The sequence below is a fragment of the Pseudomonas sp. RIT-PI-o genome (assembly GCF_001297215.1).
In the GTDB taxonomy this organism is placed as follows: domain Bacteria; phylum Pseudomonadota; class Gammaproteobacteria; order Pseudomonadales; family Pseudomonadaceae; genus Aquipseudomonas; species Aquipseudomonas moraviensis_A.
This window is the reverse complement of sequence record NZ_LHPA01000024.1, coordinates 1-25,768: the sequence shown is the minus strand read 5'-3', so window position 1 is coordinate 25,768 and position 25,768 is coordinate 1. Positions and strand designations below refer to the sequence as shown.

The following is a 25,768-nucleotide window of genomic DNA, read 5'->3' as shown; positions in this document are numbered from 1 at the left end:
CCTAGCCCTTAGACTTCCACAGCGCGTTCGAGAACATCAACCAGCGCCCAAGACTTGGTCTTGGCCATCGGACGAGTTTCACGAATAGTGACTTTGTCGCCGATGTGGCACTGATTGGTTTCGTCGTGCGCGTGCAGCTTAGTCGAACGCTTAACGTATTTACCGTAGATCGGGTGCTTAACGCGACGCTCGATCAGAACGGTGATGGTTTTGTCCATCTTGTCGCTGACAACACGGCCAGTCAGCGTACGGACAGTTTTTTCGGCTTCAGCCATGATCACTTACCTGCCTGCTGGTTGAGCACAGTCTTCACGCGAGCGATGTCACGCTTAACTTGCGAGAGCAGATGAGACTGCCCCAACTGGCCAGTTGCTTTCTGCATGCGCAGATTGAACTGGTCGCGCAGCAGGCCGAGCAGTTGCTCGTTCAGCTGCTGTGCGGATTTTTCACGAAGTTCATTCGCTTTCATCACATCACCGTCCGTTTAACAAAGGAGGTGGCGAGCGGCAGCTTTGCAGCAGCCAGGGCGAAAGCCTCACGCGCCAGCTCTTCAGAAACACCCTCGATTTCATACAGGACTTTGCCTGGCTGAATCTGGGCAACCCAGTACTCCACGTTACCCTTACCTTTACCCATACGAACCTCGAGAGGTTTCTTGGAGATCGGCTTGTCCGGGAATACACGGATCCAGATCTTGCCGCCACGTTTTACGTGACGGGTCAGAGCACGACGCGCTGACTCGATCTGACGAGCGGTGAGACGACCACGAGCAACAGACTTCAGCGCGAACTCGCCGAAGCTGACTTTGCTACCGCGCAGTGCCAGACCACGGTTGTGGCCGGTCATCTGCTTGCGGAACTTCGTACGCTTTGGTTGCAACATTTGGCGTACCCCTTACTTAGCAGCTTTTTTACGAGGCGCTGGTGCTTGTGGTTTCAGTTCTTCTTGGCGACCACCAATAACTTCGCCTTTGAAGATCCAAACCTTTACACCGATCACACCGTAAGTGGTGTGAGCTTCGTAGTTGGCATAGTCGATGTCGGCACGCAGGGTGTGCAGTGGCACACGACCTTCGCGATACCATTCAGTACGTGCGATTTCAGCACCGCCGAGACGACCGCTCACTTGGATTTTGATGCCTTTGGCACCAATGCGCATGGCGTTCTGTACAGCGCGCTTCATAGCGCGACGGAACATTACACGACGCTCCAGCTGCTGAGCTACGCTCTGCGCAACCAGCATACCGTCGAGCTCCGGCTTGCGGATCTCTTCGATATTGATGTGCACAGGCACACCCATTTGCTTGGTCAGGTCCTGACGCAGTTTCTCAACATCTTCACCTTTCTTCCCGATAACGATACCTGGACGAGCGGTGTGGATGGTGATGCGTGCAGTTTGGGCCGGACGATGGATATCGATACGGCTTACGGACGCGCTTTTTAGTTTGTCTTGGAGATACTCACGCACTTTCAGATCTGCGAACAAGTAGTCCGCATAAGTCCGACCGTCTGCGTACCAGACGGAGGTGTGCTCCTTGACGATTCCCAGGCGAATGCCAATGGGATGTACTTTCTGACCCATCTCTTCGACTCCGTTACTTGTCAGCAACCTTGACAGTGATATGGCAAGACCGCTTGACGATGCGATCAGCACGGCCTTTGGCACGTGGCATGATGCGCTTCAGCGAACGCCCTTCGTTGACGAAAACGGTGCTGACTTTCAGGTCATCAACGTCTGCGCCTTCGTTATGCTCGGCGTTGGCTACGGCCGACTCCAGCACTTTCTTCATGATCTCGGCGGCTTTCTTACTGCTGAAAGCCAACAGGTTGAGCGCTTCGCCCACCTTCTTCCCGCGGATCTGGTCGGCGACCAAGCGGGCTTTCTGGGCGGAGATTCGAGCGCCCGACAACTTAGCGGCTACTTCCATTTCCTTACCCCTTAACGCTTGGCTTTCTTGTCAGCCACGTGCCCGCGATAGTTGCGGGTACCGGCGAACTCGCCCAGTTTGTGGCCGACCATGTCTTCGTTAACGAGAACTGGGACGTGCTGACGACCGTTGTGTACTGCGATGGTCAGACCGACCATTTGTGGCAGGATCATCGAACGACGCGACCAGGTTTTAATTGGTTTGCGATCGTTCTTTTCCGCCGCCACTTCGATCTTCTTCAGTAGGTGAAGATCAATAAAAGGACCTTTTTTCAGAGAACGTGGCACTGTCGTATCCCTCTATTTACTTGCGACGACGGACGATCATTTTGTCGGTACGCTTATTACCACGAGTCTTCGCGCCCTTAGTCGGGAAGCCCCATGGCGATACCGGATGACGACCACCAGAGGTACGACCTTCACCACCACCATGTGGGTGGTCAACCGGGTTCATGGCAACACCACGAACGGTTGGGCGAACGCCACGCCAGCGTTTGGCACCAGCTTTACCCAGCGAACGCAGGCTGTGCTCAGAGTTCGAGACTTCACCCAGGGTCGCACGGCATTCAGCCAGGACTTTACGCATTTCACCGGAACGCAGACGCAGGGTCACGTAGACACCTTCACGAGCGATCAGCTGAGCCGAAGCACCAGCGGAACGAGCGATCTGTGCACCTTTACCTGGCTTCAATTCGATGCCGTGTACGGTAGAACCGACTGGAATGTTGCGCAGTTGCAGAGCGTTGCCTGGCTTGATTGGAGCCAGAGCGCCTGCGATCAGCTGGTCGCCAGCACTCACGCCTTTAGGGGCGATGATGTAGCGGCGCTCGCCGTCTGCGTAGCAGAGCAGTGCGATGTGAGCAGTACGGTTTGGATCGTATTCGATACGCTCGACAGTGGCGACGATGCCATCTTTGTCGTTGCGACGGAAATCGACCATACGGTAATGCTGCTTATGACCACCACCGATGTGACGAGTGGTAATACGGCCATTGTTGTTACGACCACCAGACTTCGATTTTTTCTCGAGCAGCGGTGCGTGAGGAGCGCCTTTATGCAGCTCCTGGTTGACCACCTTGACCACAAAACGGCGGCCAGGGGAAGTCGGTTTGCATTTAACGATTGCCATGATGCACCCCTTCCTTACTCAGCACTGCTGCTGAAATCGAGATCTTGGCCTGGCTGAAGGGAGATAACTGCCTTCTTCCAGTCATTACGCTTGCCCAGACCGCGAGCAGTGCGCTTGCTCTTACCCAGAACGTTCAGGGTAGTGACGCGCTCTACTTTCACGCTGAACAGGCTTTCGACGGCCTTCTTGATTTCCAGCTTGGTTGCATCGGTAGCAACCTTGAAAACGAACTGGCCTTTCTTGTCTGCCAGAACCGTAGCCTTCTCGGAAACGTGCGGGCCAAGCAGAACTTTAAATACGCGTTCCTGGTTCATCCCAGCAGCTCCTCGAATTTCTTCACGGCCGACACGGTGATCAACACCTTGTCGTATGCGATCAGACTAACTGGATCGGAACCTTGCACGTCACGTACATCTACGTGCGGCAGGTTGCGAGCAGCCAGGTACAGGTTCTGATCAACAGCGTCCGACACGATCAGAACGTCGGTCAGGCTCATGTTGTTCAGTTTGCCCAGCAGATCTTTGGTTTTCGGAGTTTCAACAGCGAAATCCTGAACCACGACCAGACGATCAGTACGCACCAGCTCAGCAAGGATGGAACGCATTGCTGCGCGATACATCTTCTTGTTCAGCTTCTGGGAGTGATCCTGTGGACGAGCTGCGAAAGTGGTACCGCCGCCACGCCAGATTGGGCTACGGATAGTACCGGCACGAGCACGGCCAGTACCTTTCTGACGCCATGGGCGCTTGCCGCCACCACGAACGTCGGAACGGGTCTTCTGCTGCTTGCTACCTTGACGGCCGCCGGCCATGTAGGCCACGACTGCTTGGTGAACCAGCGTCTCGTTGAATTCGCCGCCAAATGTCAGTTCGGAAACTTCGATCGCTTGAGCGTCATTTACATTTAATTGCATGTCAGCTTCCCCTTAACCGCGAGCCTTGGCTGCTGGACGTACAACCAGGTTGCCGCCAGTAGCGCCAGGAACAGCACCCTTGACCAACAACAGATTGCGTTCAGCGTCCACGCGCACTACTTCCAGGGACTGCACGGTCACGCGCTCAGCGCCCATATGACCGGACATTTTTTTGCCCTTGAATACACGACCAGGAGTCTGGCACTGGCCGATAGAGCCTGGGACGCGGTGGGATACGGAGTTACCGTGGGTGTTATCTTGCCCGCGGAAATTCCAACGCTTGATCGTACCCTGGAAGCCTTTACCCTTGGACTGACCGGTTACATCAACCAGTTGACCAGCGGCGAAGATTTCAGCGTTGATCAGATCGCCAGCCTGGTACTCGCCTTCTTCAAGACGGAATTCCATGGTGGTGCGACCAGCGGCTACGTTCGCTTTAGCGAAGTGGCCAGCCTGAGCTGCTGTTACACGCGAAGCGCGACGCTCGCCGACAGTGACTTGCACTGCACGATAGCCATCGGTCTCTTCAGTTTTGAACTGGGTGACGCGATTCGGCTCGATCTCAATGACCGTGACCGGAATGGAGACACCTTCTTCGGTGAAAATACGGGTCATACCGCATTTACGACCGACTACACCAATAGTCATGTTGTAAACCTCATGAGTGTACGGGGCTTTCACCCGCTATGGCCGCCCATTTCAGAGCGTTACACGACCAAGACCGAGTCTTAGCCGAGGCTGATCTGCACTTCCACACCGGCCGCAAGATCAAGCTTCATCAGCGCATCAACGGTTTTATCCGTTGGCTGGACGATGTCCAGAACACGCTTATGAGTGCGGATCTCGTACTGGTCACGCGCGTCTTTGTTGACGTGCGGGGAAACCAGAACGGTGAACCGCTCTTTACGGGTAGGCAGTGGAATTGGACCACGCACTTGAGCACCAGTACGTTTCGCGGTTTCCACGATTTCCTGGGTTGATTGGTCGATCAGGCGATGGTCAAAAGCCTTCAACCTGATACGGATTTGCTGATTTTGCATTGGATTTCAGACTCCGGCTGCTATTCCCACCGGGCGCAATACGCCCGTTAAAAGGAGGCGCAATTCTATAGACGCCCCCGATAGGTGTCAACCCAATAAAAAAGCCCCCGCTGAGCGGGGGCTTTTTCAATCCATCAAGCTGACTTTAAAAGCCTTACTCGATGATTTTGGCTACGACGCCAGCGCCGACGGTACGACCGCCTTCACGGATAGCGAAACGCAGACCGTCTTCCATCGCGATGGTTTTGATCAGGGTAACAGTCATCTGAATGTTGTCACCTGGCATTACCATTTCAACGCCTTCTGGCAGCTCGCAGTTACCAGTCACGTCAGTAGTACGGAAGTAGAACTGTGGACGGTAGCCTTTGAAGAACGGAGTGTGACGACCGCCTTCTTCCTTGCTCAGAACGTAAACTTCTGCAGTGAACTTGGTGTGCGGCTTGACCGAACCTGGCTTGACCAGAACCTGGCCACGCTCAACGTCGTCACGCTTGGTACCACGCAGCAGAACGCCACAGTTCTCGCCAGCACGACCTTCGTCGAGCAGCTTGCGGAACATCTCAACACCGGTGCAGGTGGTGGTGGTGGTGTCACGCAGACCAACGATTTCCAGAGCGTCCTGAACGCGAACGATACCGCGCTCGATACGACCAGTCACAACAGTACCGCGACCGGAGATCGAGAATACGTCTTCGATTGGCATCAGGAACGGCTTGTCAATCATACGAACTGGTTCTGGGATGTAGGTATCCAGAGTTTCAACCAGTTTACGAACGGCAGTGGTGCCCATTTCGTTGTCGTCTTTGCCTTCCAGCGCCATACGAGCCGAACCGATGATGATCGGAGTGTCGTCGCCCGGGAAGTCGTAGGTCGACAGCAGGTCACGAACTTCCATCTCAACCAGTTCCAGCAGCTCAGCGTCGTCTACCAGGTCAGCCTTGTTCAGGAAAACCACGATGTACGGAACGCCTACCTGACGGGACAGCAGGATGTGCTCACGGGTTTGTGGCATCGGACCATCAGCGGCCGAGCAAACCAGGATCGCGCCGTCCATCTGGGCAGCACCGGTGATCATGTTCTTCACGTAGTCAGCGTGACCTGGGCAGTCAACGTGAGCGTAGTGACGAATAGTCGAGTTGTACTCAACGTGAGCGGTGTTGATGGTGATACCGCGAGCTTTTTCTTCTGGTGCGCTGTCGATCTTGTCGAATTCAACGACGGCCGAACCGAAAACTTCGGAGCAGACGCGAGTCAGAGCAGCAGTCAGAGTGGTTTTACCGTGGTCAACGTGACCAATGGTGCCAACGTTGACGTGCGGTAGGGAACGATCAAATTTTTCTTTAGCCACGACAATTAACTCCTAGCCTAAAGGGGCTGAATCAGCCTTGTTTTTTGGTTACGGATTCGACGATGTGCGACGGAGCCGTATCGTATTTTTTGAATTCCATAGAGTAGCTTGCGCGACCCTGGGACATGGAACGAACGTCGGTCGCATAACCGAACATCTCACCCAGTGGAACTTCGGCACGGATAACCTTGCCGGACACTGTGTCTTCCATACCCTGGATCATGCCGCGACGACGGTTAAGGTCGCCCATCACGTCACCCATATAGTCTTCAGGCGTAACAACCTCTACCGCCATGATCGGCTCGAGCAACTCACCACCGCCCTTCTGGGCCAGTTGCTTGGTCGCCATGGAAGCAGCCACCTTGAACGCCATCTCGTTGGAGTCGACGTCGTGGTAAGAACCATCGAACACGGTAGCCTTCAGGCCGATCAGCGGATAGCCGGCAACTACGCCGTTCTTCATCTGCTCTTCGATACCCTTCTGGATAGCCGGGATGTATTCCTTAGGAACCACACCACCTACAACTTCGTTCACGAATTGCAGACCTTCCTGACCTTCGTCAGCAGGAGCAAAACGGATCCAGCAGTGACCGAACTGGCCGCGACCACCGGACTGACGAACGAACTTGCCTTCGATTTCACAGTTCTTCGTGATGCGCTCACGATACGAAACCTGAGGCTTGCCGATGTTGGCTTCGACGTTGAACTCACGGCGCATCCGGTCAACCAGGATGTCCAGGTGCAGCTCGCCCATGCCGGAGATGATCGTCTGACCAGTCTCTTCATCAGTTTTAACGCGGAAAGACGGGTCTTCCTGAGCGAGCTTGCCCAGAGCGATACCCATTTTTTCCTGGTCATCCTTGGTCTTAGGCTCTACGGCAACCGAAATAACCGGCTCCGGGAAGTCCATGCGAACCAGGATGATTGGCTTGTCAGCGTTGCAGAGGGTTTCACCAGTGGTGACGTCCTTCATGCCGATCAGGGCCGCGATGTCGCCAGCGCGTACTTCCTTGATCTCTTCACGGGCGTTTGCGTGCATTTGCACCATACGACCCACGCGCTCTTTCTTGCCTTTGACCGAGTTGATCACGCCGTCGCCGGAGTTCAACACGCCCGAGTAAACACGGACGAAGGTCAGAGTACCCACGAATGGGTCGGTAGCGATCTTGAACGCCAGAGCCGCGAAAGGCTCGTTGTCGTCTGCATGACGCTCCATCTCTTCTTCCTCGTTATCAGGGTTGGAACCCTTGATAGCAGGAATGTCGGTCGGAGCAGGCAGGTAGTCGATAACGGCGTCGAGAACCAGGGGAACACCCTTGTTCTTGAACGAAGAACCGCAAACAGCCAGAACGATTTCGCCGGCGATAGTACGCTGACGCAAAGCAGCCTTGATCTCTTCGATCGACAGCTCTTCGCCTTCCAGGTACTTGTTCATCAGCTCTTCGTTGGCTTCGGCAGCAGCTTCAACCATGTTGTTGCGCCACTCTTCAGCCAGCTCTTGCAGCTCGGCAGGAATGTCCTTGCGAACAGGGACCATACCTTTGTCGGAGTCGTTCCAGTAGACAGCTTGCATGTTGATCAGATCGATCTGACCCTGGAAGTTGTCTTCGGAACCGATGGCCAACTGGATCGGCACCGGAGTGTGACCCAGACGCTGCTTGATCTGACCGATCACGCGCAGGAAGTTGGCGCCGGCACGGTCCATCTTGTTTACGTAAACAAGACGTGGAACGCCGTATTTGTTGGCTTGACGCCATACGGTTTCCGACTGAGGCTCAACACCCGAAGTACCGCAGAACACAACGACAGCGCCGTCGAGTACGCGCAGGGAACGCTCAACTTCAATGGTGAAGTCAACGTGGCCCGGGGTATCGATTACGTTGAAACGGTGCTCGTGAGAGTACTGCTTCTCGGAACCTTTCCAGAAGGCGGTAATGGCAGCAGAAGTAATGGTAATACCACGCTCCTGCTCCTGAACCATCCAGTCTGTGGTCGCGGCGCCATCATGCACCTCGCCCATTTTGTGACTTTTGCCGGTGTAAAACAGTACGCGCTCGGTGGTGGTGGTTTTACCAGCATCCACGTGAGCAACGATACCGATGTTACGGTAGCGGCTAATCGGAGTAGTACGAGCCATAAAGCCCTCGCAAAATTAGTGAAGCTAAAATTAGAAGCGGTAGTGCGAGAAAGCTTTGTTAGCTTCGGCCATACGGTGCACGTCTTCACGCTTCTTAACAGCAGCACCTTTACCTTCAGCAGCATCCAGCAGTTCGCCAGCCAAACGCAGAGCCATAGACTTCTCGCCGCGCTTACGGGCGAAGTCTACCAACCAGCGCATTGCCAGAGCGTTACGACGGGAAGGACGAACCTCGACCGGAACCTGGTAAGTAGCACCACCAACGCGGCGCGACTTCACTTCGACCAGCGGAGCGATGGCGTCGAGTGCTTTTTCGAAGAGTTCCAGGGGATCGGTGCCAGCCTTACGGGCCGCAACGGTTTCCAGGGCACCATAAACGATACGCTCGGCAACGGCTTTCTTGCCGCTTTCCATAACGTGGTTCATGAATTTGGCGAGGATCTGGCTTCCGTATTTCGGATCGTCCAGAATCTCACGCTTTGCTGCTACGCGACGTCTTGGCATGATAAGCCCTCAAGCGGTCTTCAGGTTAGCTCGGGACAGATCCAGAGGATGCGTGCCCGACCTTACTCTTATCGACTCAATAAAATAAAAATCTGCAAAACGGCCGATTACTTCGGACGCTTGGTACCGTACTTCGAACGACCCTGGTTACGGCCTTTAACGCCGGAAGTATCCAAGGAGCCGCGAACGGTGTGATAACGAACACCTGGCAAGTCTTTTACACGACCGCCGCGGATCAGTACCACGCTGTGCTCTTGCAGGTTGTGGCCTTCACCGCCGATGTACGAGGAAACCTCGAAACCGTTGGTCAGACGCACACGGCATACTTTACGCAGTGCCGAGTTAGGTTTTTTCGGCGTGGTGGTGTACACACGGGTGCACACGCCACGACGTTGCGGGCAGTTCTGCAGCGCAGGTACGTCGGATTTCTCGACGATACGCTTACGCGGCTGACGTACCAGCTGGTTGATAGTTGCCATCTACTAGCTCCACTGTTGTCTTGCGACGCTATTGTCTTGCAAGAAAAGCAAAATGGCAGGAACGAATTCCCGCCAAATTTAGGGGATCAAGAGTCTAAAGAGGATCTTGATTCCAGTCAAGGCAAGGCCCCGACCTCCCCGCCCGTCGAACCTCGACTAAATGTCTCGATTCGACGAACGGAGCGATCAGGGCCTCACGCTCGTTTATCGCAGAACTCAGTTACCGCTCGAGTTCAGCGCTTCGGTCAGTGCAGCTTCCACTTCACTGGCGCTTACGCGCAACGGCTTGTCGGCATCACGGCGACGCTTGCGCTCGCTGTGATAGGCAAGACCGGTACCGGCCGGGATCAGACGACCCACGACTACGTTTTCTTTCAGGCCGCGCAGGTAATCGCGCTTGCCGGTGACTGCCGCTTCGGTCAGTACGCGGGTGGTTTCCTGGAAGGAAGCCGCCGAGATGAACGATTCGGTGGACAACGACGCCTTGGTGATACCCAGCAGCACGCGGGTGAACTTGGAGACAAACTTGTCTTCCGTGCTCAGACGCTCGTTCTCTACCAGAACGTGAGTCAGTTCCATCTGGTCGCCCTTGATGAAGCTGGAATCGCCGGACTCGGAAATCTCAACTTTACGCAGCATCTGACGCAGGATGGTCTCGATGTGCTTGTCGTTGATCTTCACGCCTTGCAGACGGTAAACGTCCTGGATCTCGTTGACGATGTACTTGGCCAGCGCGCTCACACCCAGCAGACGCAGGATGTCGTGCGGATCGCTTGGGCCGTCGGAGATGACTTCGCCGCGGTTTACCTGTTCGCCTTCGAAGACGTTCAGGTGACGCCACTTCGGAATCAGCTCTTCGTACGGATCGCTACCGTCGTTCGGGGTAATGACCAGACGGCGCTTGCCTTTGGTCTCTTTACCGAACGCGATGGTGCCGCTGACTTCAGCAAGAATCGACGCTTCTTTCGGACGACGGGCTTCGAACAGGTCGGCAACACGCGGCAGACCACCGGTGATGTCACGGGTCTTCGAAGTTTCCTGCGGGATACGAGCGATAACGTCACCGATCGCAATCTTCGCACCGTCAGCCACACCGACCAGGGCGTTGGCTGGCAGGAAGTACTGAGCGATAACGTCAGTGCCTGGCAGCAACAGATCCTTGCCGTTGTCGTCGACCATCTTCACTGCTGGACGGATTTCCTTACCGGCAGCTGGACGATCTTTCGCGTCGAGAACTTCAATGTTGGTCATACCGGTCAATTCGTCAGTCTGACGCTTGATCGTGATGCCTTCTTCCATGCCCACGTAGGTCACGGTACCTTTCATTTCGGTAACGATCGGGTGAGTGTGCGGATCCCACTTGGCCACGATGGCGCCAGCGTCGACCTTGTCACCTTCCTTGACCGAAATCACAGCACCGTACGGCAGCTTGTAACGCTCACGCTCACGACCGAAGTCATCCGCGATTGCCAGCTCACCGGAACGGGACACAGCAACCAGGTGGCCATCCACTCGCTCAACGTGCTTGAGGTTGTGCAGACGGACAGTACCGCCATTCTTCACCTGAACGCTGTCAGCTGCGGAAGTACGGCTTGCCGCACCACCAATGTGGAACGTACGCATGGTCAGCTGGGTACCCGGCTCACCGATGGACTGGGCAGCGATAACGCCGACCGCTTCACCGATGTTCACCTGGTGACCACGAGCCAGATCACGGCCGTAGCACTTGGCGCAAATGCCATAGCGGGTTTCGCAGCTGATCGGCGAACGCACGATCACTTCGTCGATGCTGTTCAGCTCGATGAACTCGACCCACTTCTCGTCAACCAGAGTGCCGGCAGGAACGATAACGTCCTCGGTACCTGGCTTGAACACGTCACGGGCAATCACACGACCCAATACGCGCTCACCCAACGGCTCTACAACGTCACCGCCTTCAATGTGCGGAGTCATCAGCAGACCGTGTTCGGTGCCGCAATCGATCTCGGTCACTACCAGATCCTGCGCCACGTCTACCAGACGACGAGTCAGGTAACCGGAGTTCGCAGTTTTCAACGCGGTATCCGCCAGACCTTTACGAGCACCGTGAGTCGAGATGAAGTACTGAAGTACGCTCAGACCTTCACGGAAGTTCGCAGTAATCGGCGTTTCAATGATGGAGCCGTCCGGCTTGGCCATCAGACCACGCATACCGGCCAGCTGACGAATCTGTGCTGCGGAACCCCGCGCACCCGAGTCGGCCATCATGTACATCGAGTTGAAAGACTCTTGGTCGACTTCGTCGCCGTGACGGTCGATGACTTTCTCTTTCGAGAGGTTGGCCATCATCGCCTTGGAAACTTCATCGTTCGCTTTCGACCAGAGGTCGATCACTTTGTTGTACTTCTCGCCCTGGGTTACCAGGCCGGAGGCGTACTGGCTCTCGATCTCTTTCACTTCGTCGGTGGCTGCACCGATGATGCGGGCTTTTTCGTCCGGGATAACGAAGTCGTTAACACCGATGGAAACGCCGGAGATGGTCGAGTAAGCGAAACCGGTGTACATCAACTGGTCAGCGAAGATCACGGTCTCTTTCAGACCAACCACGCGGTAGCACTGGTTGATCAGCTTGGAGATCGCCTTCTTCTTCATCGGCAGGTTGACGACGTCGAACGACAGACCTTTTGGCACAACCTGGAACAGCAGCGCACGGCCGACGGTGGTGTCGACGATACGGGTACCGCTCACGCTGTTGCCGTCACGATCGTTGACGGTTTCGTTGATACGAACCTTGACCTTGGCATGCAGCGCGGCTTCGCCGGCACGGAATACACGGTCGACTTCCTGCAGATCCGCGAACACACGACCTTCGCCCTTGGCGTTGATCGCTTCACGAGTCATGTAGTACAGACCCAATACAACGTCCTGCGACGGAACGATGATTGGCTCACCGTTGGCTGGCGACAGGATGTTGTTGGTCGACATCATCAACGCACGCGCTTCCAACTGGGCTTCCAGTGTCAGCGGTACGTGCACGGCCATTTGGTCACCGTCGAAGTCGGCGTTGTACGCAGCACAGACCAGAGGGTGCAGCTGGATAGCCTTACCTTCGATCAGTACCGGTTCAAACGCCTGGATACCCAGACGGTGAAGGGTCGGTGCACGGTTGAGAAGAACCGGGTGTTCGCGAATCACTTCAGCGAGAACGTCCCAAACCTCTGGCAGCTCGCGCTCGACCATTTTCTTGGCCGCTTTGATGGTGGTCGCGAGACCACGCATTTCCAGCTTGCCGAAAATGAACGGTTTGAACAGCTCGAGAGCCATCTTCTTCGGCAGACCGCACTGATGCAGACGCAGAGTCGGGCCTACGGTAATTACCGAACGACCGGAGTAGTCAACACGCTTACCGAGCAAGTTCTGACGGAAACGACCTTGCTTACCCTTGATCATGTCAGCCAGGGATTTCAGAGGACGCTTGTTGGAACCTGTGATAGCGCGGCCACGACGACCGTTGTCGAGCAGCGCATCGACCGCTTCCTGCAACATACGCTTTTCGTTGCGCACGATGATGTCCGGAGCGGACAGATCCAGCAGGCGCTTCAAACGGTTGTTACGGTTGATCACTCGACGATACAGATCGTTGAGGTCGGAAGTGGCGAAACGACCGCCATCCAGCGGGACCAGTGGACGCAGATCTGGCGGCAGAACCGGCAGAACGGTCAGCACCATCCACTCTGGCAGGTTGCCGGAACCCTGGAAGGCTTCCATCAACTTCAGACGCTTGGACAGCTTCTTGATCTTGGTTTCCGAGTTGGTTTGCGGAATCTCTTCGCGCAGACGGCCAATCTCGTGTTCCAGGTCGATAGCGTGCAGCAGTTCACGGACCGCTTCGGCACCCATGCGGGCGTCGAAATCGTCACCGAACTCTTCCAGCGCTTCGAAATACTGCTCGTCGTTCAGCAGCTGACCTTTTTCAAGGGTGGTCATGCCTGGATCGATAACGACATAGCTCTCGAAGTAGAGAACGCGTTCGATATCACGCAGGGTCATGTCCATCAGCAAGCCGATACGGGACGGCAGCGATTTCAGGAACCAGATGTGGGCAACCGGCGAAGCCAGTTCGATGTGCGCCATGCGCTCACGACGAACCTTGGCCAGTGCAACTTCAACGCCGCACTTCTCGCAGATCACACCACGGTGCTTCAAGCGCTTGTACTTACCGCACAGGCACTCGTAATCCTTTACCGGGCCAAAGATCTTGGCGCAGAACAGACCGTCACGCTCAGGTTTGAACGTACGGTAGTTGATGGTTTCCGGCTTTTTAACTTCACCGAACGACCACGAACGGATCATCTCCGGCGAGGCCAATCCGATACGGATGGCGTCGAACTCTTCGACTTGACCCTGGTTTTTCAGCAAATTCAGTAGGTCTTTCAAGGCCTTTCCTCCTGGCGGAGCAGAGAGCGGGCAATCCTGCCCCGCTCTCGATTCGCGTCACGTGTTATTCGGTTTCCAGATCGATATCGATGCCGAGGGAACGAATTTCCTTGATCAACACGTTGAAGGACTCGGGCATGCCCGGCTCCATACGGTGATCGCCATCCACGATGTTCTTGTACATCTTGGTACGGCCGTTCACATCGTCCGACTTCACTGTGAGCATTTCTTGCAGAGTGTAAGCAGCACCGTATGCTTCCAGTGCCCAGACCTCCATCTCCCCGAAACGCTGACCACCGAACTGCGCCTTACCACCCAGCGGCTGCTGGGTAACCAGGCTGTAAGAACCGGTAGAACGCGCGTGCATCTTGTCGTCTACCAAGTGGTTCAGCTTCAGCATGTACATGTAGCCAACGGTAACTGGACGCTCGAACTTGTTGCCGGTACGGCCGTCGGTCAGCTGCATCTGGCCGCTTTCCGGCAGGTCTGCCAGTTTCAGCATGGCCTTGATTTCGCTTTCCTTGGCGCCGTCGAACACTGGAGTGGCCATTGGAACGCCGCCACGCAGGTTGTTCGCCAGATCGAGGATTTCCTGATCGGAGAAGCTGTCCAGGTCTTCGTTACGACCGCCGATCTGGTTGTAGATCTCGTCCAGGAAGGTGCGCAGCTCAGCCACTTTACGCTGCTCTTCGACCATCCGGTTGATCTTCTCGCCCAGACCTTTGGCCGCGAGGCCCAGGTGGGTTTCGAGAATCTGACCAACGTTCATACGCGAAGGTACGCCCAGCGGGTTGAGGACCACGTCGACCGGGGTGCCATTGGCATCGTGCGGCATGTCTTCAACCGGCATGATCACGGAGACCACACCCTTGTTACCGTGACGACCGGCCATCTTGTCGCCCGGCTGGATGCGGCGACGGATTGCCAGGTAAACCTTGACGATTTTCAGCACGCCTGGAGCCAGGTCATCGCCCTGCTGCAGTTTGCGCTTCTTGTCTTCGAACTTGTCGTCCAGCAGACGGCGACGATCAACGATGTAGGCCTGAGCCTTCTCGAGCTGCTCGTTCAGAGCATCTTCAGCCATGCGCAGTTTGAACCACTGGCCGTGCTCAAGACCGTCGAGAACTTCGTCGGTGATGTCCTGACCTTTCTTCAGGCCGGCGCCGCCTTCGGCCTTGTGGCCTACCAGAGCGGAACGCAGGCGTTCGAAAGTCGCGCCTTCAACGATGCGGAACTCTTCGTTCAGATCCTTGCGGATCTCGTCCAGCTGGGACTTCTCGATCGACAGTGCACGAGCATCACGCTCAACGCCGTCACGGGTGAAGACCTGTACGTCAATGACAGTACCTTTGGTGCCGGTTGGCACGCGCAGGGAGGTGTCTTTAACGTCGCTGGCTTTTTCACCGAAGATTGCACGCAGCAGTTTTTCTTCCGGAGTCAGCTGGGTCTCGCCTTTCGGAGTGACCTTGCCGACCAGGATGTCGCCTGCGCCTACTTCAGCACCTACGTAAACGATACCGGCTTCGTCCAGCTTGTTCAGTGCAGCTTCACCCACGTTCGGGATGTCCGCAGTGATTTCCTCTGGGCCAAGCTTGGTGTCACGAGCCACACAGGTCAGTTCCTGAATGTGGATCGTGGTGAAGCGGTCTTCCTGAACCACACGCTCGGACAGGCAGATGGAGTCTTCGAAGTTGAAGCCGTTCCATGCCATGAACGCGATGCGCATGTTCTGACCCAGCGCCAGTTCACCCATGTCGGTGGACGGGCCGTCGGCCATGATGTCGCTACGCTGAACGCGATCACCTTTACGCACCAGCGGACGCTGGTTGATGCAAGTGTTCTGGTTCGAGCGGGTGTATTTGGTCAGGTTGTAGATGTCGACACCGGCTTCACCGGTTTCAACTTCGTCATCGGCAACACGAACCACGATACGGCTGGCGTCGACGGAATCGATCACGCCACCACGACGAGCCACGACGCAAACGCCGGAGTCACGGGCTACGTTACGCTCCATGCCGGTACCTACCAGCGGCTTGTCAGCGCGCAGGGTCGGTACAGCTTGACGCTGCATGTTCGAACCCATCAACGCACGGTTGGCGTCGTCGTGCTCGAGGAACGGGATCAGCGACGCTGCAACCGACACAACCTGCTTCGGCGAAACGTCCATCAAGGTGACGTCTTCCGGCGCCTTGACGGTGAATTCGTTCAGGTGACGTACGGCTACCAGTTCGTCGATCAGGACTTTCTGCTCGTTCATGGTCGCCGAAGCCTGCGCGATCACGTGATCGGCTTCTTCGATAGCGGACAGGAACACGATCTCGTCGGTCACCACGCCCTCTTTCACCACGCGGTACGGGCTTTCCAGGAAGCCGTACTGGTTGGTGCGAGCGTACGCAGCCAGCGAGTTGATCAGACCGATGTTCGGACCTTCCGGCGTTTCAATCGGGCAGACACGACCGTAGTGAGTCGGGTGTACGTCACGGACTTCGAAGCCTGCGCGCTCACGAGTCAGACCACCAGGGCCGAGTGCGGAGACACGACGCTTGTGGGTGATCTCGGACAGCGGGTTGTTCTGGTCCATGAACTGCGAGAGCTGGCTGGAACCGAAGAACTCTTTCACCGCCGCAGCCACTGGCTTGGCGTTGATCAGGTCTTGCGGCATCAGGCCTTCGCTTTCAGCCATCGACAGACGCTCTTTGACCGCACGCTCAACACGTACCAGGCCAACGCGGAACTGGTTCTCGGCCATTTCGCCTACGCAGCGAACACGACGGTTACCCAGGTGGTCGATGTCATCGACGATGCCTTTACCGTTACGGATGTCGACCAGAGTCTTCAGTACCGCGACGATGTCTTCCTTGCACAGCACGCCCGAACCTTCGATCTCGGTACGACCGATACGACGGTTGAACTTCATCCGGCCGACCGCAGACAGGTCATAGCGCTCAGGGCTGAAGAACAGGTTGTTGAACAGGGTTTCGGCAGCGTCCTTGGTTGGCGGCTCGCCTGGACGCATCATGCGATAGATCTCGACCAGCGCTTCCAATTGGTTGCTGGTGGAGTCGATCTTCAGCGTGTCGGAGACGAACGGACCGCAGTCGATGTCGTTGGTGTACAGGGTCTCGATGCGAACGACCTGAGCCTTGGCGATTTTTGCCAGGACTTCAGTGTTCAGCTCGGTGTTGCATTCAGCCAGGATTTCGCCAGTGGCCGGGTGCACGATAGCCTTGGCGGTGGTGCGGCCGAGGACGTAATCCAGTGGCACGTCCAGCGTCTTGATACCGGCTTTTTCGATCTGGTTGATGTGGCGCGCAGTAATACGGCGGCCCTGCTCAACGATGACCTTGCCCTTCTCGTCCTGGATGTCCAGAACCGCTACTTCACCACGCAGGCGCGATGGCACCAGTTCCAGGCTGAGGGTTTCGCCGCTCAGGTGGAAAACGTTGGTGGTGTAGAACGCGTCCAGCACTTCTTCAGTGGTGTAACCGAGTGCGCGCAGCAGTACCGAAGCCGGCAGCTTGCGACGACGGTCGATACGCACGAAGACGCAGTCTTTCGGGTCGAACTCGAAGTCCAGCCACGAACCGCGGTAAGGAATGATGCGAGCCGAGTACAGCAGTTTGCCGGAGCTGTGCGTCTTGCCGCGGTCGTGGTCGAAGAACACGCCCGGGGAACGGTGCAGCTGGGAAACGATAACACGCTCGGTACCGTTGATTACGAAGGTACCGTTCTCAGTCATCAGGGGGATTTCACCCATGTAGACTTCTTGCTCTTTGATGTCCTTGATCGCTTTGTTCGACGATTCTTTGTCGAAAATGATCAGGCGCACTTTTACCCGCAAAGGTACGGCGAAAGTTACACCGCGCAATACGCATTCTTTGACATCAAATGCCGGCTCGCCCAGGCGATAACCGACGTACTCCAGCGCAGCATTGCCGGAGTAGCTGATGATCGGGAAAACGGATTTGAAGGCCGCATGCAGGCCCACGTCGCGGAACTGATCTTTAGTCGCTCCCGCTTGCAAGAATTCACGATACGAATCCAGCTGGATGGCCAGGAGGTAAGGCACATCCATGACGTCCGGCAACTTGCTAAAGTCCTTGCGGATACGTTTTTTCTCAGTATATGAGTAAGCCATCAGCGTTCCCCAGCTTGGTCACCTGCTTGTTTGGCCCCTCCCGACGGGAGCAGCCAGAAAATCGTGCAAACCCCATGGTTTGCGCCACCGCATCGGGTGGTTACAGCGCCTTTATCGGCACCGACCCAGTCGGCTGCCAATAACGGAAAAAGGCCGGTGGCAAGAGCCACCAGCCATCAGCCTGTCGCTTGACGCTCGGGCTGGAGGAGCAAAGTCGATGCTTACTTCAGCTCGACTTTAGCGCCTGCTTCTTCCAGCTTCTTCTTGGCGTCTTCAGCCGCTTCTTTCGAAACGCCTTCAGCTACAACCTGAGGAGCGCCGTCTACTTTCTCTTTGGCTTCTTTCAGGCCCAGACCGGTCAGTTCGCGAACTGCCTTGATCACGTTAACCTTCTTCTCGCCAGCTTCCAGCAGAACAACGTTGAACTCGGTTTGCTCTTCAACAACAGCGGCAGCAGCAGCTGGACCAGCCGAAGCAGCAGCAGCGGTAACACCGAAGGTTTCTTCCATCGCTTTGATCAGCTCAACGATTTCCACTACGGATTTCTGGCCGATTGCTTCGATGATTTGTTCGTTAGTCAGAGACATGACTCAATTCCTGAATTGGGGGACGGCCTACGCGACCATCGAAATAAACAAAAAACGCGAGAAGTGACGAGCCTTAGGCTGCGGCAGCTTCTTTCTGGTCGCGAATTGCCGCCAGAGTACGAGCCAATTTGCTGGTAGCGCCTTGAATCACGCTCATCAGCTGAGAAATTGCTTCGTCACGGGTCGGCAGAGTTGCCAGTACGTCGATCTGATTAGCTGCGAGGAACTTGCCCTCGAACGCAGCTGCCTTGATCTCGAACTTGTCCTGACCCTTGGCAAACTCTTTGAAGATACGGGCAGCAGCGCCCGGATGTTCGTTCGAGAATGCAATCAGGGTCGGGCCGGTGAACACGTCGTTGAGGACACTGTATTGAGTGTCAGCAACAGCGCGCTTGAGCAGGGTGTTACGTACAACACGTACGTAAACGCCAGCTTCACGAGCCTCTTTACGGAGTCCGGTCATTGCGCCTACTGTTACGCCACGTGCATCAACCACGACAGCGGACAGAGCGACTTTGGCAGCCTCGTTGACTTCAGCGACGATGGCCTTCTTGTCTTCGAGATTAATTGCCACGGGTTTAACTCCTGCTTGTTACCGTTTCATTCGATCGGAACCGAATGTCGTTTTGGTGTCTGATTCGGTAAGGAACCGGGAGCACCATCTGCGTAGGCTTGAGGTTTAAGGCTTGCGCCGCCTACGGTCTTGGATAGCCCCCGCCAGGCAGGGACCCCAATCTTTCAATTGGCGCGGTAATCCGCGCCAACCTTTGTCTTACGCGTCGAGCGAGCTCTGGTCGATAACCAGACCTGGGCCCATGGTGGTGCTCAGGGTAACGCGCTTGACGTAAATGCCTTTCGAAGAAGCTGGCTTGATACGCTTCAGATCAGCGATCAGGGCTTCAACGTTTTCCTTCAGCTTGACGGCGTCGAAGCCGATCTTGCCAACGGAAGTGTGGATGATGCCGTTTTTGTCGGTGCGATAACGAACCTGACCAGCCTTGGCGTTTTTAACCGCGTTGGCTACGTCTGGAGTTACGGTGCCGACTTTCGGGTTAGGCATCAGGCCGCGTGGACCGAGAATCTGACCCAACTGACCTACAACGCGCATGGCATCCGGGGATGCGATCACTACGTCATAGTTCAGGTCGCCGCCTTTCATTTCGGCAGCCAGGTCGTCCATACCTACACGGTCAGCGCCGGCAGCCAGAGCGGCCTCAGCAGCTGGACCCTGGGTGAACACAGCAACGCGAACGGTCTTGCCAGTGCCGTGCGGCAGCACAGTAGCGCTACGAACAACCTGGTCGGATTTACGTGGGTCTACGCCCAGGTTTACAGCAACGTCGAACGACTCGCTGAACTTGACAGTCGACAGCTCGGCCAGCAGAGCAGCGGCGTCTACAATGTTGTAGGCCTTGCCTGCTTCGATTTTGCCGGCGATAGCCTTTTGACGCTTGGTCAGCTTAGCCATTACACACCCTCCACGTTAAGGCCCATGCTACGAGCAGAACCGGCGATAGTACGCACGGCTGCATCCATATCAGCTGCAGTCAGATCCGCGTTTTTGGTTTTCGCGATTTCTTCCAGCTGAGCACGGGTAACGGTGCCAACCTTAACGGTGTTCGGACGAGCGGAACCGCTGGTCAGACCGGCCGCCTTCTTCAGCAGAACCGAAGCAGGGGTGGATTTGGTTTCGAAAGTGAAGCTACGGTCGCTATAGACAGTGATGATCACTGGAGTCGGCAGACCTGGCTCAAGACCCTGGGTACGGGCGTTGAAAGCCTTGCAGAATTCCATGATGTTCACGCCGTGCTGACCCAGAGCAGGACCAACAGGTGGACTTGGGTTAGCCTGAGCGGCCTTCACTTGCAGCTTGATGTAAGCGGTAATCTTCTTGGCCATGAGGCACTCCAATTACGGGTTCGAACGCCTCGGAAGGCTCCCCGGTTACTTGCGCGTTTATCCCAGTGACGACAAAACCCCACAGCCTAAGGCTGCGGGGTTGGGATTGCATGCCCAGTTAGACCTTCTCGACCTGACTGAACTCGAGCTCCACCGGAGTAGAGCGACCGAAAATGAGCACCGCCACTTGGATCCGGCTCTTTTCGTAGTTAACTTCTTCCACAACGCCATTGAAATCGGCGAATGGACCGTCGTTGACACGTACCGTCTCACCTGGCTCGAACAACGTCTTCGGCTTAGGCTTGTCGCTACCATCAGCAACGCGACGCAGAATCGCTTCTGCCTCTTTATCGGTAATTGGTGCAGGCTTGTCGGCAGTACCGCCGATGAAACCCATCACCCGAGGAGTATCCTTGACTAAGTGCCAAGTACCCTCGTTCATATCCATCTGGACCAGCACATAGCCTGGGAAGAACTTCCGTTCGCTTTTGCGCTTCTGGCCGTTACGCATCTCAACCACTTCTTCAGTGGGAACCAGAATCTCGCCGAAGCCATCTTCCATGCCAGCCAGCTTTACGCGCTCGATCAGCGAGCGCATCACATGCTTCTCGTAACCCGAGTAAGCATGCACAACATACCAACGCTTAGCCACGGGACACCCTTAGCCGACAATCAAGGAAACAAGCCAGCCGAGCAGGGAATCAAGCCCCCACAACAGCAACGCCATAACCAGAACAACAGCCACCACAATCAGGGTGGTCTGCGTGGTTTCTTGGCGAGTTGGCCACACGACTTTACGAATCTCGGTGCGAGCTTCCTTAACCAGTACAAAGAAAGACTTGCCCTTCGCGGTCTGCAGGCCTACAAAGGCAGCTACAGCAGCAATGGCAAGCAAAGCAAGTACACGGTACAGGATCGGCGAAGCAGCGTAATACTGATTGCCAACAACGCCAACAACCACCAAAGCGACTACTACAAGCCACTTGAGCAGATCGAAGCGAGAGCCTTGAGCTTCAGCTTTAGGAGTCATCTATGAAGATCCTGTGAAAAGAAAGCCAGACACACCGAGTGAATCTGGCAGGTCAGGAGGGAATCGAACCCCCAACCTACGGTTTTGGAGACCGTCGCTCTGCCAATTGAGCTACTGACCTAAAACAAAATCAGGCCGACCATTATGCCGGCCCGAAAAATACATTACAACCGCTTATTCGATGATTTTGGCTACGACGCCAGCGCCGACGGTACGACCGCCTTCACGGATAGCGAAACGCAGACCGTCTTCCATCGCGATGGTTTTGATCAGGGTAACAGTCATCTGAATGTTGTCACCTGGCATTACCATTTCAACGCCTTCTGGCAGCTCGCAGTTACCAGTCACGTCAGTAGTACGGAAGTAGAACTGTGGACGGTAGCCTTTGAAGAACGGAGTGTGACGACCGCCTTCTTCCTTGCTCAGAACGTAAACTTCTGCAGTGAACTTGGTGTGCGGCTTGACCGAACCTGGCTTGACCAGAACCTGGCCACGCTCAACGTCGTCACGCTTGGTACCACGCAGCAGAACGCCGCAGTTCTCGCCAGCACGACCTTCGTCGAGCAGCTTGCGGAACATCTCAACACCGGTGCAGGTGGTGGTGGTGGTGTCACGCAGACCAACGATTTCCAGAGCGTCCTGAACACGAACGATACCGCGCTCGATACGACCAGTCACAACAGTACCGCGACCGGAGATCGAGAATACGTCTTCGATCGGCATCAGGAACGGCTTGTCGATCATACGAACTGGTTCTGGGATGTAGGTATCCAGAGTTTCAACCAGTTTACGAACGGCAGTGGTGCCCATTTCGTTGTCGTCTTTGCCTTCCAGCGCCATACGAGCCGAACCGATGATGATCGGAGTGTCGTCGCCCGGGAAGTCGTAGGTCGACAGCAGGTCACGAACTTCCATCTCAACCAGTTCCAGCAGCTCAGCGTCGTCTACCAGGTCAGCCTTGTTCAGGAAAACCACGATGTACGGAACGCCTACCTGACGGGACAGCAGGATGTGCTCACGGGTTTGTGGCATCGGACCATCAGCGGCCGAGCAAACCAGGATCGCGCCGTCCATCTGGGCAGCACCGGTGATCATGTTCTTCACGTAGTCAGCGTGACCTGGGCAGTCAACGTGAGCGTAGTGACGAATAGTCGAGTTGTACTCAACGTGAGCGGTGTTGATGGTGATACCGCGAGCTTTTTCTTCTGGTGCGCTGTCGATCTTGTCGAATTCAACGACGGCCGAACCGAAAACTTCGGAGCAGACGCGAGTCAGAGCAGCAGTCAGAGTGGTTTTACCGTGGTCAACGTGACCAATGGTCCCAACGTTGACGTGGGGCAGGGAACGATCAAATTTTTCCTTAGCCATCGATATCACCCTCTACAGAAGAAATTAGACAAACAATATCAACCATTAAAACAAAGGCAGATATTTTCATATCTGCCTTGTTATATGGAGCTCTTGAGCGGATTTGAACCGCTGACCTCACCCTTACCAAGGGTGTGCTCTACCAACTGAGCTACAAGAGCAAAACCCTTTGCACAACCTGCAAACTTGGAGCGGGTAGCGGGAATCGAACCCGCATCATCAGCTTGGAAGGCTGAGGTTCTACCACTAAACTATACCCGCGGAGCCTGCAGCTCACGCTTAAATCTGGTGGAGGGAGAAGGATTCGAACCTTCGAAGTCGTAGACGTCAGATTTACAGTCTGATCCCTTTGGCCGCTCGGGAACCCCTCCTAATCAGGCCGGCATTCTATATCATGCCAAACCCCTGTCAAGCATTTTCTCATTTAAAAACCTGAGGTTAGCTGCGTTGACACACTTCACACTGAATGCCGATTAAGGTGTTCGCTGTGGAGCGGGCGCCATTCTATGCAAACTATTGAACAGGTGCAACCCCTTCGCACAGCATTATTTTATGTTTTAACTCATTGAATTCCTTGGAAAGGTTTTGCAACTGTTGATCGCCCAACAATCGCTGGCCATCTGGTGGAATTGCCAGCCAGTAACCGCTTCCGGCAGCATCTTTCGGCACGGATTGCATATTGACTCTCATCGCCACCAGGCGCTGCTGCAACTGGGCAACTGAATCCTCATCAGAAAATCCGCCAAGGAACAGACACTGTTGACGCGCAGCACCTTCCGCCCTGCGCCCTTCGCCGGCTGTTTCGCTCAGCAGACGAATATCTTGCTGCGAACCGCGATACAAATTCAGAGGCGTCACGTCCTTGGCTCGCAAGGGCGCTTCCTGCTGATGCCAGACGTAGTAAAAACCATTGAGAACAACAAGCAGCAGCAACAACCAACGCATATAAACCTCAGGACAAGGGACACGCCATGGCCAAGCCGACAAAAACCAGGTCGGGCACCACCTTGGCCTCAGGCACGACGCCATCCACCAACTCAGCATCTCCTCCCGTAACGAAGACCATAAAGTTTTCGCCCCAATATGCTCGAGCCAGCTCTAATTGAGTGAGCACGAAGCCCCTCAGCATCAGAGAACAACCGCGCTCTACCGCCTCTACGGTGGTCCGTCCCGGCACATGACTGGAAAGGGCCCGCTCAGCCGCCTCATCACCATAACGAATTTTGCGCGTATGGGTGCGCAGCTGGTTTCGCATCAATGGCATGCCAGGGCAGATGAACCCACCGAGATGCTCCCCGTCCGCCGCAACAAAATCAGCAGTGACAGCCGTACCGAAGTCGAGAATCAGGCAAGCATTGCCGGCAGCCAAGTGAAAGCCCCCAAGCATCGCCAGCCAGCGATCAAGCCCCAAGCGCTCATAATCTTCATAGCCGTTACGAACGCCAGACATCTCGCGGGCGGATTTCGCACATACGACAGGGATACCGAACTCCCGCTCAATAAGCTCAATTAACGCGCCGGTTTCCTCATCAGTCCTGACACTTACCAAACGACAGTTGCGCAGTGAGAGCGACTTTATGATCCGCAGGCTCTCAATTAAAGCTTGATTGGAATCTACAACCCCTTCCGAGACCACTCCGCTCGCCCCGGCATCCAGTACGCGCCATTTTATAAAGCTGTTGCCGCAGTCAAGCTCAAGAATCATCACGCAACCTCAGGCTGAGCTCTCCACCACTGAAGACTTTTTCAACACCGTCTACGTTCAAGCGCAACCCGCCCTGGCTATCAATGCCGAGTACAACCCCATCGACCTGACTGTTACCAGCGATCAAAGAAACGGCGCGCCCCTGCCAAAGATGGTTTTCCGCCCATTCTGCATGCAGACCAGCGAAGCCATTGGCTTGGTGCTTATCAATGTAAGCGCTCAGTTGATTACTTAACTGAATCACTAAAGCATTGCGATCACAGGCCCGGCCAGACTCAAGCCTTATCGAGGTCCATTGCTGGTCGACCTCGTCAGCAACCTGCATATTCACATTGATTCCTATACCCAGCACCACATGACAGACATCCGCCGGATCTCCGACGAGCTCAAGTAGAATCCCGGCGATCTTCTTATTGCCCACCAAAACATCATTGGGCCACTTCAAACCGGCATTCGGTACACCCGTATTTCGCAAGGTCTGCATAACGGCCAAGCCAACAACAAGGCTCAACCCTTCAAGCTGACGCATGCCCCCGTCGATACGGAGGACGAGGCTGTAGTAAAGGTTTTCTGCAAATGGGCTCACCCACTTACGACCACGACGACCACGCCCTGCCAATTGTCGCTCCGCCAGCACCAGAAATGGCGCAGGAGCGCCTTCACCAACGGAGCGCAGAGCTTCGGCATTTGTCGAATCGACAGAATCAAACACAGTCACAGGCCACTGAGGCGCCCTTCTGGTTATTTCCAGAGGATCAAGCAGCGTTAAAGGCGCCGACAATTGATATCCGCGACCGCGGACTTTATGGACCAACAGGCCCAGCTCAGCTTCAAGCTGCTGCAACTGCTTCCATACAGCACTTCGGCTAATTCCCAGGGCGGTCCCCAAGTCCTGTCCGGAATGGAATCGCCCATCCTTCAGAAGATCCAACAACGTCAACATGCAGGTTTCGCCTCACAATGAGGCCCGAATGATAGCCATGCCCCGTGCCGTTGCATAGAAATCAAGCAGACACATTTCCCGCAGGCAAAACAAAACCCCAACTGCTTTCGCAATTGGGGTTTCGGAATTTAATCTTGACGATGACCTACTCTCACATGGGGAAACCCCACACTACCATCGGCGATGCATCGTTTCACTGCTGAGTT

The 25,768-nt window shown here is 55.4% G+C and carries 27 protein-coding genes, 4 tRNA genes and 1 rRNA gene; all 32 read right to left on the bottom strand.

The annotated features are described in order from the left end of the window. Positions 1 to 8 precede the first annotated feature (8 nt). Positions 9 to 275: a 30S ribosomal protein S17 gene (rpsQ, locus tag AEQ63_RS15220; protein WP_003194644.1), complete on the bottom strand. Its 267-nt coding sequence runs from the start codon at positions 273 to 275 to the stop codon at positions 9 to 11. 2 nt (positions 276 to 277) lie between these two features. Continuing rightward, the gene (gene rpmC / locus AEQ63_RS15215) at positions 278 to 469 is read right to left on the bottom strand and encodes a 50S ribosomal protein L29 (RefSeq protein ID WP_002555481.1); all 192 of its coding nucleotides are present in this window, start codon (positions 467 to 469) and stop codon (positions 278 to 280) included. Then, on the bottom strand, positions 469 to 882 hold the full coding sequence (rplP, locus tag AEQ63_RS15210) for a 50S ribosomal protein L16 (RefSeq protein ID WP_003228729.1): 414 nt from the start codon (positions 880 to 882) through the stop codon (positions 469 to 471). The genes rpmC and rplP overlap by 1 nt, the downstream gene beginning before the upstream one ends. A 12-nt stretch (positions 883 to 894) precedes the next feature. Next, positions 895 to 1,581, bottom strand: coding sequence for a 30S ribosomal protein S3 (rpsC, locus tag AEQ63_RS15205; protein ID WP_003176422.1), 687 nt, complete (start codon positions 1,579 to 1,581; stop codon positions 895 to 897). A 13-nt stretch (positions 1,582 to 1,594) separates the two neighbouring features. Then, complete coding sequence (rplV, locus tag AEQ63_RS15200; protein WP_003103908.1) at positions 1,595 to 1,927, bottom strand: 50S ribosomal protein L22; 333 nt, start codon at positions 1,925 to 1,927, stop codon at positions 1,595 to 1,597. An 11-nt stretch (positions 1,928 to 1,938) separates the two neighbouring features. Continuing rightward, entirely contained in the window at positions 1,939 to 2,214 is a 276-nt protein-coding gene (gene rpsS, locus AEQ63_RS15195; RefSeq protein ID WP_011336172.1) for a 30S ribosomal protein S19, read from the bottom strand. Positions 2,215 to 2,230: 16 nt separating this feature from the next. Beyond that, positions 2,231 to 3,055, bottom strand: a complete 825-nt coding sequence (rplB, locus tag AEQ63_RS15190) for a 50S ribosomal protein L2 (RefSeq protein WP_016772943.1) — start codon at positions 3,053 to 3,055, stop codon at positions 2,231 to 2,233. A 14-nt stretch (positions 3,056 to 3,069) separates the two neighbouring features. Further along, positions 3,070 to 3,369, bottom strand: a complete 300-nt coding sequence (rplW, locus tag AEQ63_RS15185) for a 50S ribosomal protein L23 (protein WP_002555488.1) — start codon at positions 3,367 to 3,369, stop codon at positions 3,070 to 3,072. Further along, positions 3,366 to 3,968 (bottom strand): 50S ribosomal protein L4, encoded by a 603-nt coding sequence (gene rplD / locus AEQ63_RS15180; RefSeq protein WP_003228735.1) that lies wholly within the window; start codon positions 3,966 to 3,968, stop codon positions 3,366 to 3,368. Before rplD ends, rplW begins: the two co-directional genes overlap by 4 nt. Before the next feature lie 12 nt (positions 3,969 to 3,980). Next, a complete protein-coding gene (gene rplC, locus AEQ63_RS15175; RefSeq protein ID WP_003228738.1) occupies positions 3,981 to 4,616 on the bottom strand; it encodes a 50S ribosomal protein L3 in 636 nt (211 codons plus the stop codon). 80 nt (positions 4,617 to 4,696) lie between these two features. After that, positions 4,697 to 5,008 carry a 30S ribosomal protein S10 gene (gene rpsJ, locus AEQ63_RS15170; RefSeq protein WP_003186070.1) on the bottom strand — a complete coding sequence of 104 codons (312 nt, stop codon included), beginning with the start codon at positions 5,006 to 5,008 and terminating at the stop codon, positions 4,697 to 4,699. A 154-nt stretch (positions 5,009 to 5,162) separates the two neighbouring features. Beyond that, positions 5,163 to 6,356, bottom strand: a complete 1,194-nt coding sequence (gene tuf, locus AEQ63_RS15165) for an elongation factor Tu (protein ID WP_024014521.1) — start codon at positions 6,354 to 6,356, stop codon at positions 5,163 to 5,165. A gap of 31 nt (positions 6,357 to 6,387) precedes the next feature. Beyond that, positions 6,388 to 8,493, bottom strand: coding sequence for an elongation factor G (fusA, locus tag AEQ63_RS15160; RefSeq protein ID WP_016772942.1), 2,106 nt, complete (start codon positions 8,491 to 8,493; stop codon positions 6,388 to 6,390). A 30-nt stretch (positions 8,494 to 8,523) separates the two neighbouring features. Continuing rightward, complete coding sequence (gene rpsG / locus AEQ63_RS15155) at positions 8,524 to 8,997, bottom strand: 30S ribosomal protein S7 (protein ID WP_016772941.1); 474 nt, start codon at positions 8,995 to 8,997, stop codon at positions 8,524 to 8,526. Between the two features lie 107 nt (positions 8,998 to 9,104). Next, a complete protein-coding gene (rpsL, locus tag AEQ63_RS15150; RefSeq protein WP_003186084.1) occupies positions 9,105 to 9,476 on the bottom strand; it encodes a 30S ribosomal protein S12 in 372 nt (123 codons plus the stop codon). Positions 9,477 to 9,692: 216 nt separating this feature from the next. Beyond that, on the bottom strand, positions 9,693 to 13,892 hold the full coding sequence (gene rpoC / locus AEQ63_RS15145) for a DNA-directed RNA polymerase subunit beta' (protein ID WP_042610656.1): 4,200 nt from the start codon (positions 13,890 to 13,892) through the stop codon (positions 9,693 to 9,695). A gap of 64 nt (positions 13,893 to 13,956) precedes the next feature. Continuing rightward, positions 13,957 to 18,030: a DNA-directed RNA polymerase subunit beta gene (gene rpoB / locus AEQ63_RS15140; RefSeq protein WP_016772939.1), complete on the bottom strand. Its 4,074-nt coding sequence runs from the start codon at positions 18,028 to 18,030 to the stop codon at positions 13,957 to 13,959. Positions 18,031 to 18,251: 221 nt separating this feature from the next. Continuing rightward, entirely contained in the window at positions 18,252 to 18,617 is a 366-nt protein-coding gene (rplL, locus tag AEQ63_RS15135; protein WP_003228750.1) for a 50S ribosomal protein L7/L12, read from the bottom strand. A gap of 73 nt (positions 18,618 to 18,690) precedes the next feature. Continuing rightward, positions 18,691 to 19,191 carry a 50S ribosomal protein L10 gene (gene rplJ, locus AEQ63_RS15130; protein WP_008081912.1) on the bottom strand — a complete coding sequence of 167 codons (501 nt, stop codon included), beginning with the start codon at positions 19,189 to 19,191 and terminating at the stop codon, positions 18,691 to 18,693. Positions 19,192 to 19,389: 198 nt separating this feature from the next. After that, positions 19,390 to 20,085 carry a 50S ribosomal protein L1 gene (gene rplA / locus AEQ63_RS15125; protein ID WP_024014523.1) on the bottom strand — a complete coding sequence of 232 codons (696 nt, stop codon included), beginning with the start codon at positions 20,083 to 20,085 and terminating at the stop codon, positions 19,390 to 19,392. Beyond that, positions 20,085 to 20,516, bottom strand: a complete 432-nt coding sequence (gene rplK / locus AEQ63_RS15120; RefSeq protein WP_003176435.1) for a 50S ribosomal protein L11 — start codon at positions 20,514 to 20,516, stop codon at positions 20,085 to 20,087. Before rplK ends, rplA begins: the two co-directional genes overlap by 1 nt. 118 nt (positions 20,517 to 20,634) lie before the next feature. Beyond that, on the bottom strand, positions 20,635 to 21,168 hold the full coding sequence (nusG, locus tag AEQ63_RS15115) for a transcription termination/antitermination protein NusG (protein ID WP_007957598.1): 534 nt from the start codon (positions 21,166 to 21,168) through the stop codon (positions 20,635 to 20,637). 9 nt (positions 21,169 to 21,177) lie between these two features. Beyond that, positions 21,178 to 21,546, bottom strand: coding sequence for a preprotein translocase subunit SecE (secE, locus tag AEQ63_RS15110; protein ID WP_016772937.1), 369 nt, complete (start codon positions 21,544 to 21,546; stop codon positions 21,178 to 21,180). A gap of 45 nt (positions 21,547 to 21,591) precedes the next feature. Further along, positions 21,592 to 21,667, bottom strand: a tRNA-Trp gene (locus AEQ63_RS15105). Positions 21,668 to 21,720: 53 nt separating this feature from the next. After that, positions 21,721 to 22,914, bottom strand: coding sequence for an elongation factor Tu (gene tuf / locus AEQ63_RS15100; RefSeq protein WP_024014521.1), 1,194 nt, complete (start codon positions 22,912 to 22,914; stop codon positions 21,721 to 21,723). A gap of 85 nt (positions 22,915 to 22,999) precedes the next feature. After that, a tRNA-Thr gene (locus AEQ63_RS15095) sits at positions 23,000 to 23,075 on the bottom strand. A gap of 26 nt (positions 23,076 to 23,101) precedes the next feature. Then, positions 23,102 to 23,175: transfer RNA gene (locus AEQ63_RS15090), tRNA-Gly, on the bottom strand. A gap of 25 nt (positions 23,176 to 23,200) precedes the next feature. Further along, positions 23,201 to 23,285 (bottom strand) — tRNA-Tyr (locus AEQ63_RS15085). Between the two features lie 142 nt (positions 23,286 to 23,427). Further along, on the bottom strand, positions 23,428 to 23,859 hold the full coding sequence (locus AEQ63_RS15080; RefSeq protein ID WP_064363991.1) for a hypothetical protein: 432 nt from the start codon (positions 23,857 to 23,859) through the stop codon (positions 23,428 to 23,430). 7 nt (positions 23,860 to 23,866) lie between these two features. Further along, the gene (locus tag AEQ63_RS15075; RefSeq protein ID WP_064363990.1) at positions 23,867 to 24,619 is read right to left on the bottom strand and encodes a pantothenate kinase; all 753 of its coding nucleotides are present in this window, start codon (positions 24,617 to 24,619) and stop codon (positions 23,867 to 23,869) included. After that, the gene (gene birA / locus AEQ63_RS15070; RefSeq protein WP_064363989.1) at positions 24,609 to 25,562 is read right to left on the bottom strand and encodes a bifunctional biotin--[acetyl-CoA-carboxylase] ligase/biotin operon repressor BirA; all 954 of its coding nucleotides are present in this window, start codon (positions 25,560 to 25,562) and stop codon (positions 24,609 to 24,611) included. Before birA ends, AEQ63_RS15075 begins: the two co-directional genes overlap by 11 nt. Before the next feature lie 132 nt (positions 25,563 to 25,694). Further along, positions 25,695 to 25,768: ribosomal RNA gene (rrf, locus tag AEQ63_RS29310) — 5S ribosomal RNA — on the bottom strand; the annotation flags it as partial.

Bases quoted from the DNA above. Each gene is read 5' to 3' on its own strand.
- rpsQ (WP_003194644.1), bottom strand. From the start codon at position 275: ATGGCTGAAGCCGAAAAAACTGTCCGTACGCTGACTGGCCGTGTTGTC.
- rpmC (WP_002555481.1), bottom strand. From the start codon at position 469: ATGAAAGCGAATGAACTTCGTGAAAAATCCGCACAGCAGCTGAACGAG.
- rplP (WP_003228729.1), bottom strand. From the start codon at position 882: ATGTTGCAACCAAAGCGTACGAAGTTCCGCAAGCAGATGACCGGCCAC.
- rpsC (WP_003176422.1), bottom strand. From the start codon at position 1,581: ATGGGTCAGAAAGTACATCCCATTGGCATTCGCCTGGGAATCGTCAAG.
- rplV (WP_003103908.1), bottom strand. From the start codon at position 1,927: ATGGAAGTAGCCGCTAAGTTGTCGGGCGCTCGAATCTCCGCCCAGAAA.
- rplB (WP_016772943.1), bottom strand. From the start codon at position 3,055: ATGGCAATCGTTAAATGCAAACCGACTTCCCCTGGCCGCCGTTTTGTG.
- rplW (WP_002555488.1), bottom strand. From the start codon at position 3,369: ATGAACCAGGAACGCGTATTTAAAGTTCTGCTTGGCCCGCACGTTTCC.
- rplD (WP_003228735.1), bottom strand. From the start codon at position 3,968: ATGCAATTAAATGTAAATGACGCTCAAGCGATCGAAGTTTCCGAACTG.
- rplC (WP_003228738.1), bottom strand. From the start codon at position 4,616: ATGACTATTGGTGTAGTCGGTCGTAAATGCGGTATGACCCGTATTTTC.
- rpsJ (WP_003186070.1), bottom strand. From the start codon at position 5,008: ATGCAAAATCAGCAAATCCGTATCAGGTTGAAGGCTTTTGACCATCGC.
- fusA (WP_016772942.1), bottom strand. From the start codon at position 8,493: ATGGCTCGTACTACTCCGATTAGCCGCTACCGTAACATCGGTATCGTT.
- rpsG (WP_016772941.1), bottom strand. From the start codon at position 8,997: ATGCCAAGACGTCGCGTAGCAGCAAAGCGTGAGATTCTGGACGATCCG.
- rpsL (WP_003186084.1), bottom strand. From the start codon at position 9,476: ATGGCAACTATCAACCAGCTGGTACGTCAGCCGCGTAAGCGTATCGTC.
- rpoB (WP_016772939.1), bottom strand. From the start codon at position 18,030: ATGGCTTACTCATATACTGAGAAAAAACGTATCCGCAAGGACTTTAGC.
- rplL (WP_003228750.1), bottom strand. From the start codon at position 18,617: ATGTCTCTGACTAACGAACAAATCATCGAAGCAATCGGCCAGAAATCC.
- rplA (WP_024014523.1), bottom strand. From the start codon at position 20,085: ATGGCTAAGCTGACCAAGCGTCAAAAGGCTATCGCCGGCAAAATCGAA.
- rplK (WP_003176435.1), bottom strand. From the start codon at position 20,516: ATGGCCAAGAAGATTACCGCTTACATCAAGCTGCAAGTGAAGGCCGCT.
- secE (WP_016772937.1), bottom strand. From the start codon at position 21,546: ATGACTCCTAAAGCTGAAGCTCAAGGCTCTCGCTTCGATCTGCTCAAG.
- tuf (WP_024014521.1), bottom strand. From the start codon at position 22,914: ATGGCTAAGGAAAAATTTGATCGTTCCCTGCCCCACGTCAACGTTGGG.
- AEQ63_RS15080 (WP_064363991.1), bottom strand. From the start codon at position 23,859: ATGCGTTGGTTGTTGCTGCTGCTTGTTGTTCTCAATGGTTTTTACTAC.
- AEQ63_RS15075 (WP_064363990.1), bottom strand. From the start codon at position 24,619: ATGATTCTTGAGCTTGACTGCGGCAACAGCTTTATAAAATGGCGCGTA.
- birA (WP_064363989.1), bottom strand. From the start codon at position 25,562: ATGTTGACGTTGTTGGATCTTCTGAAGGATGGGCGATTCCATTCCGGA.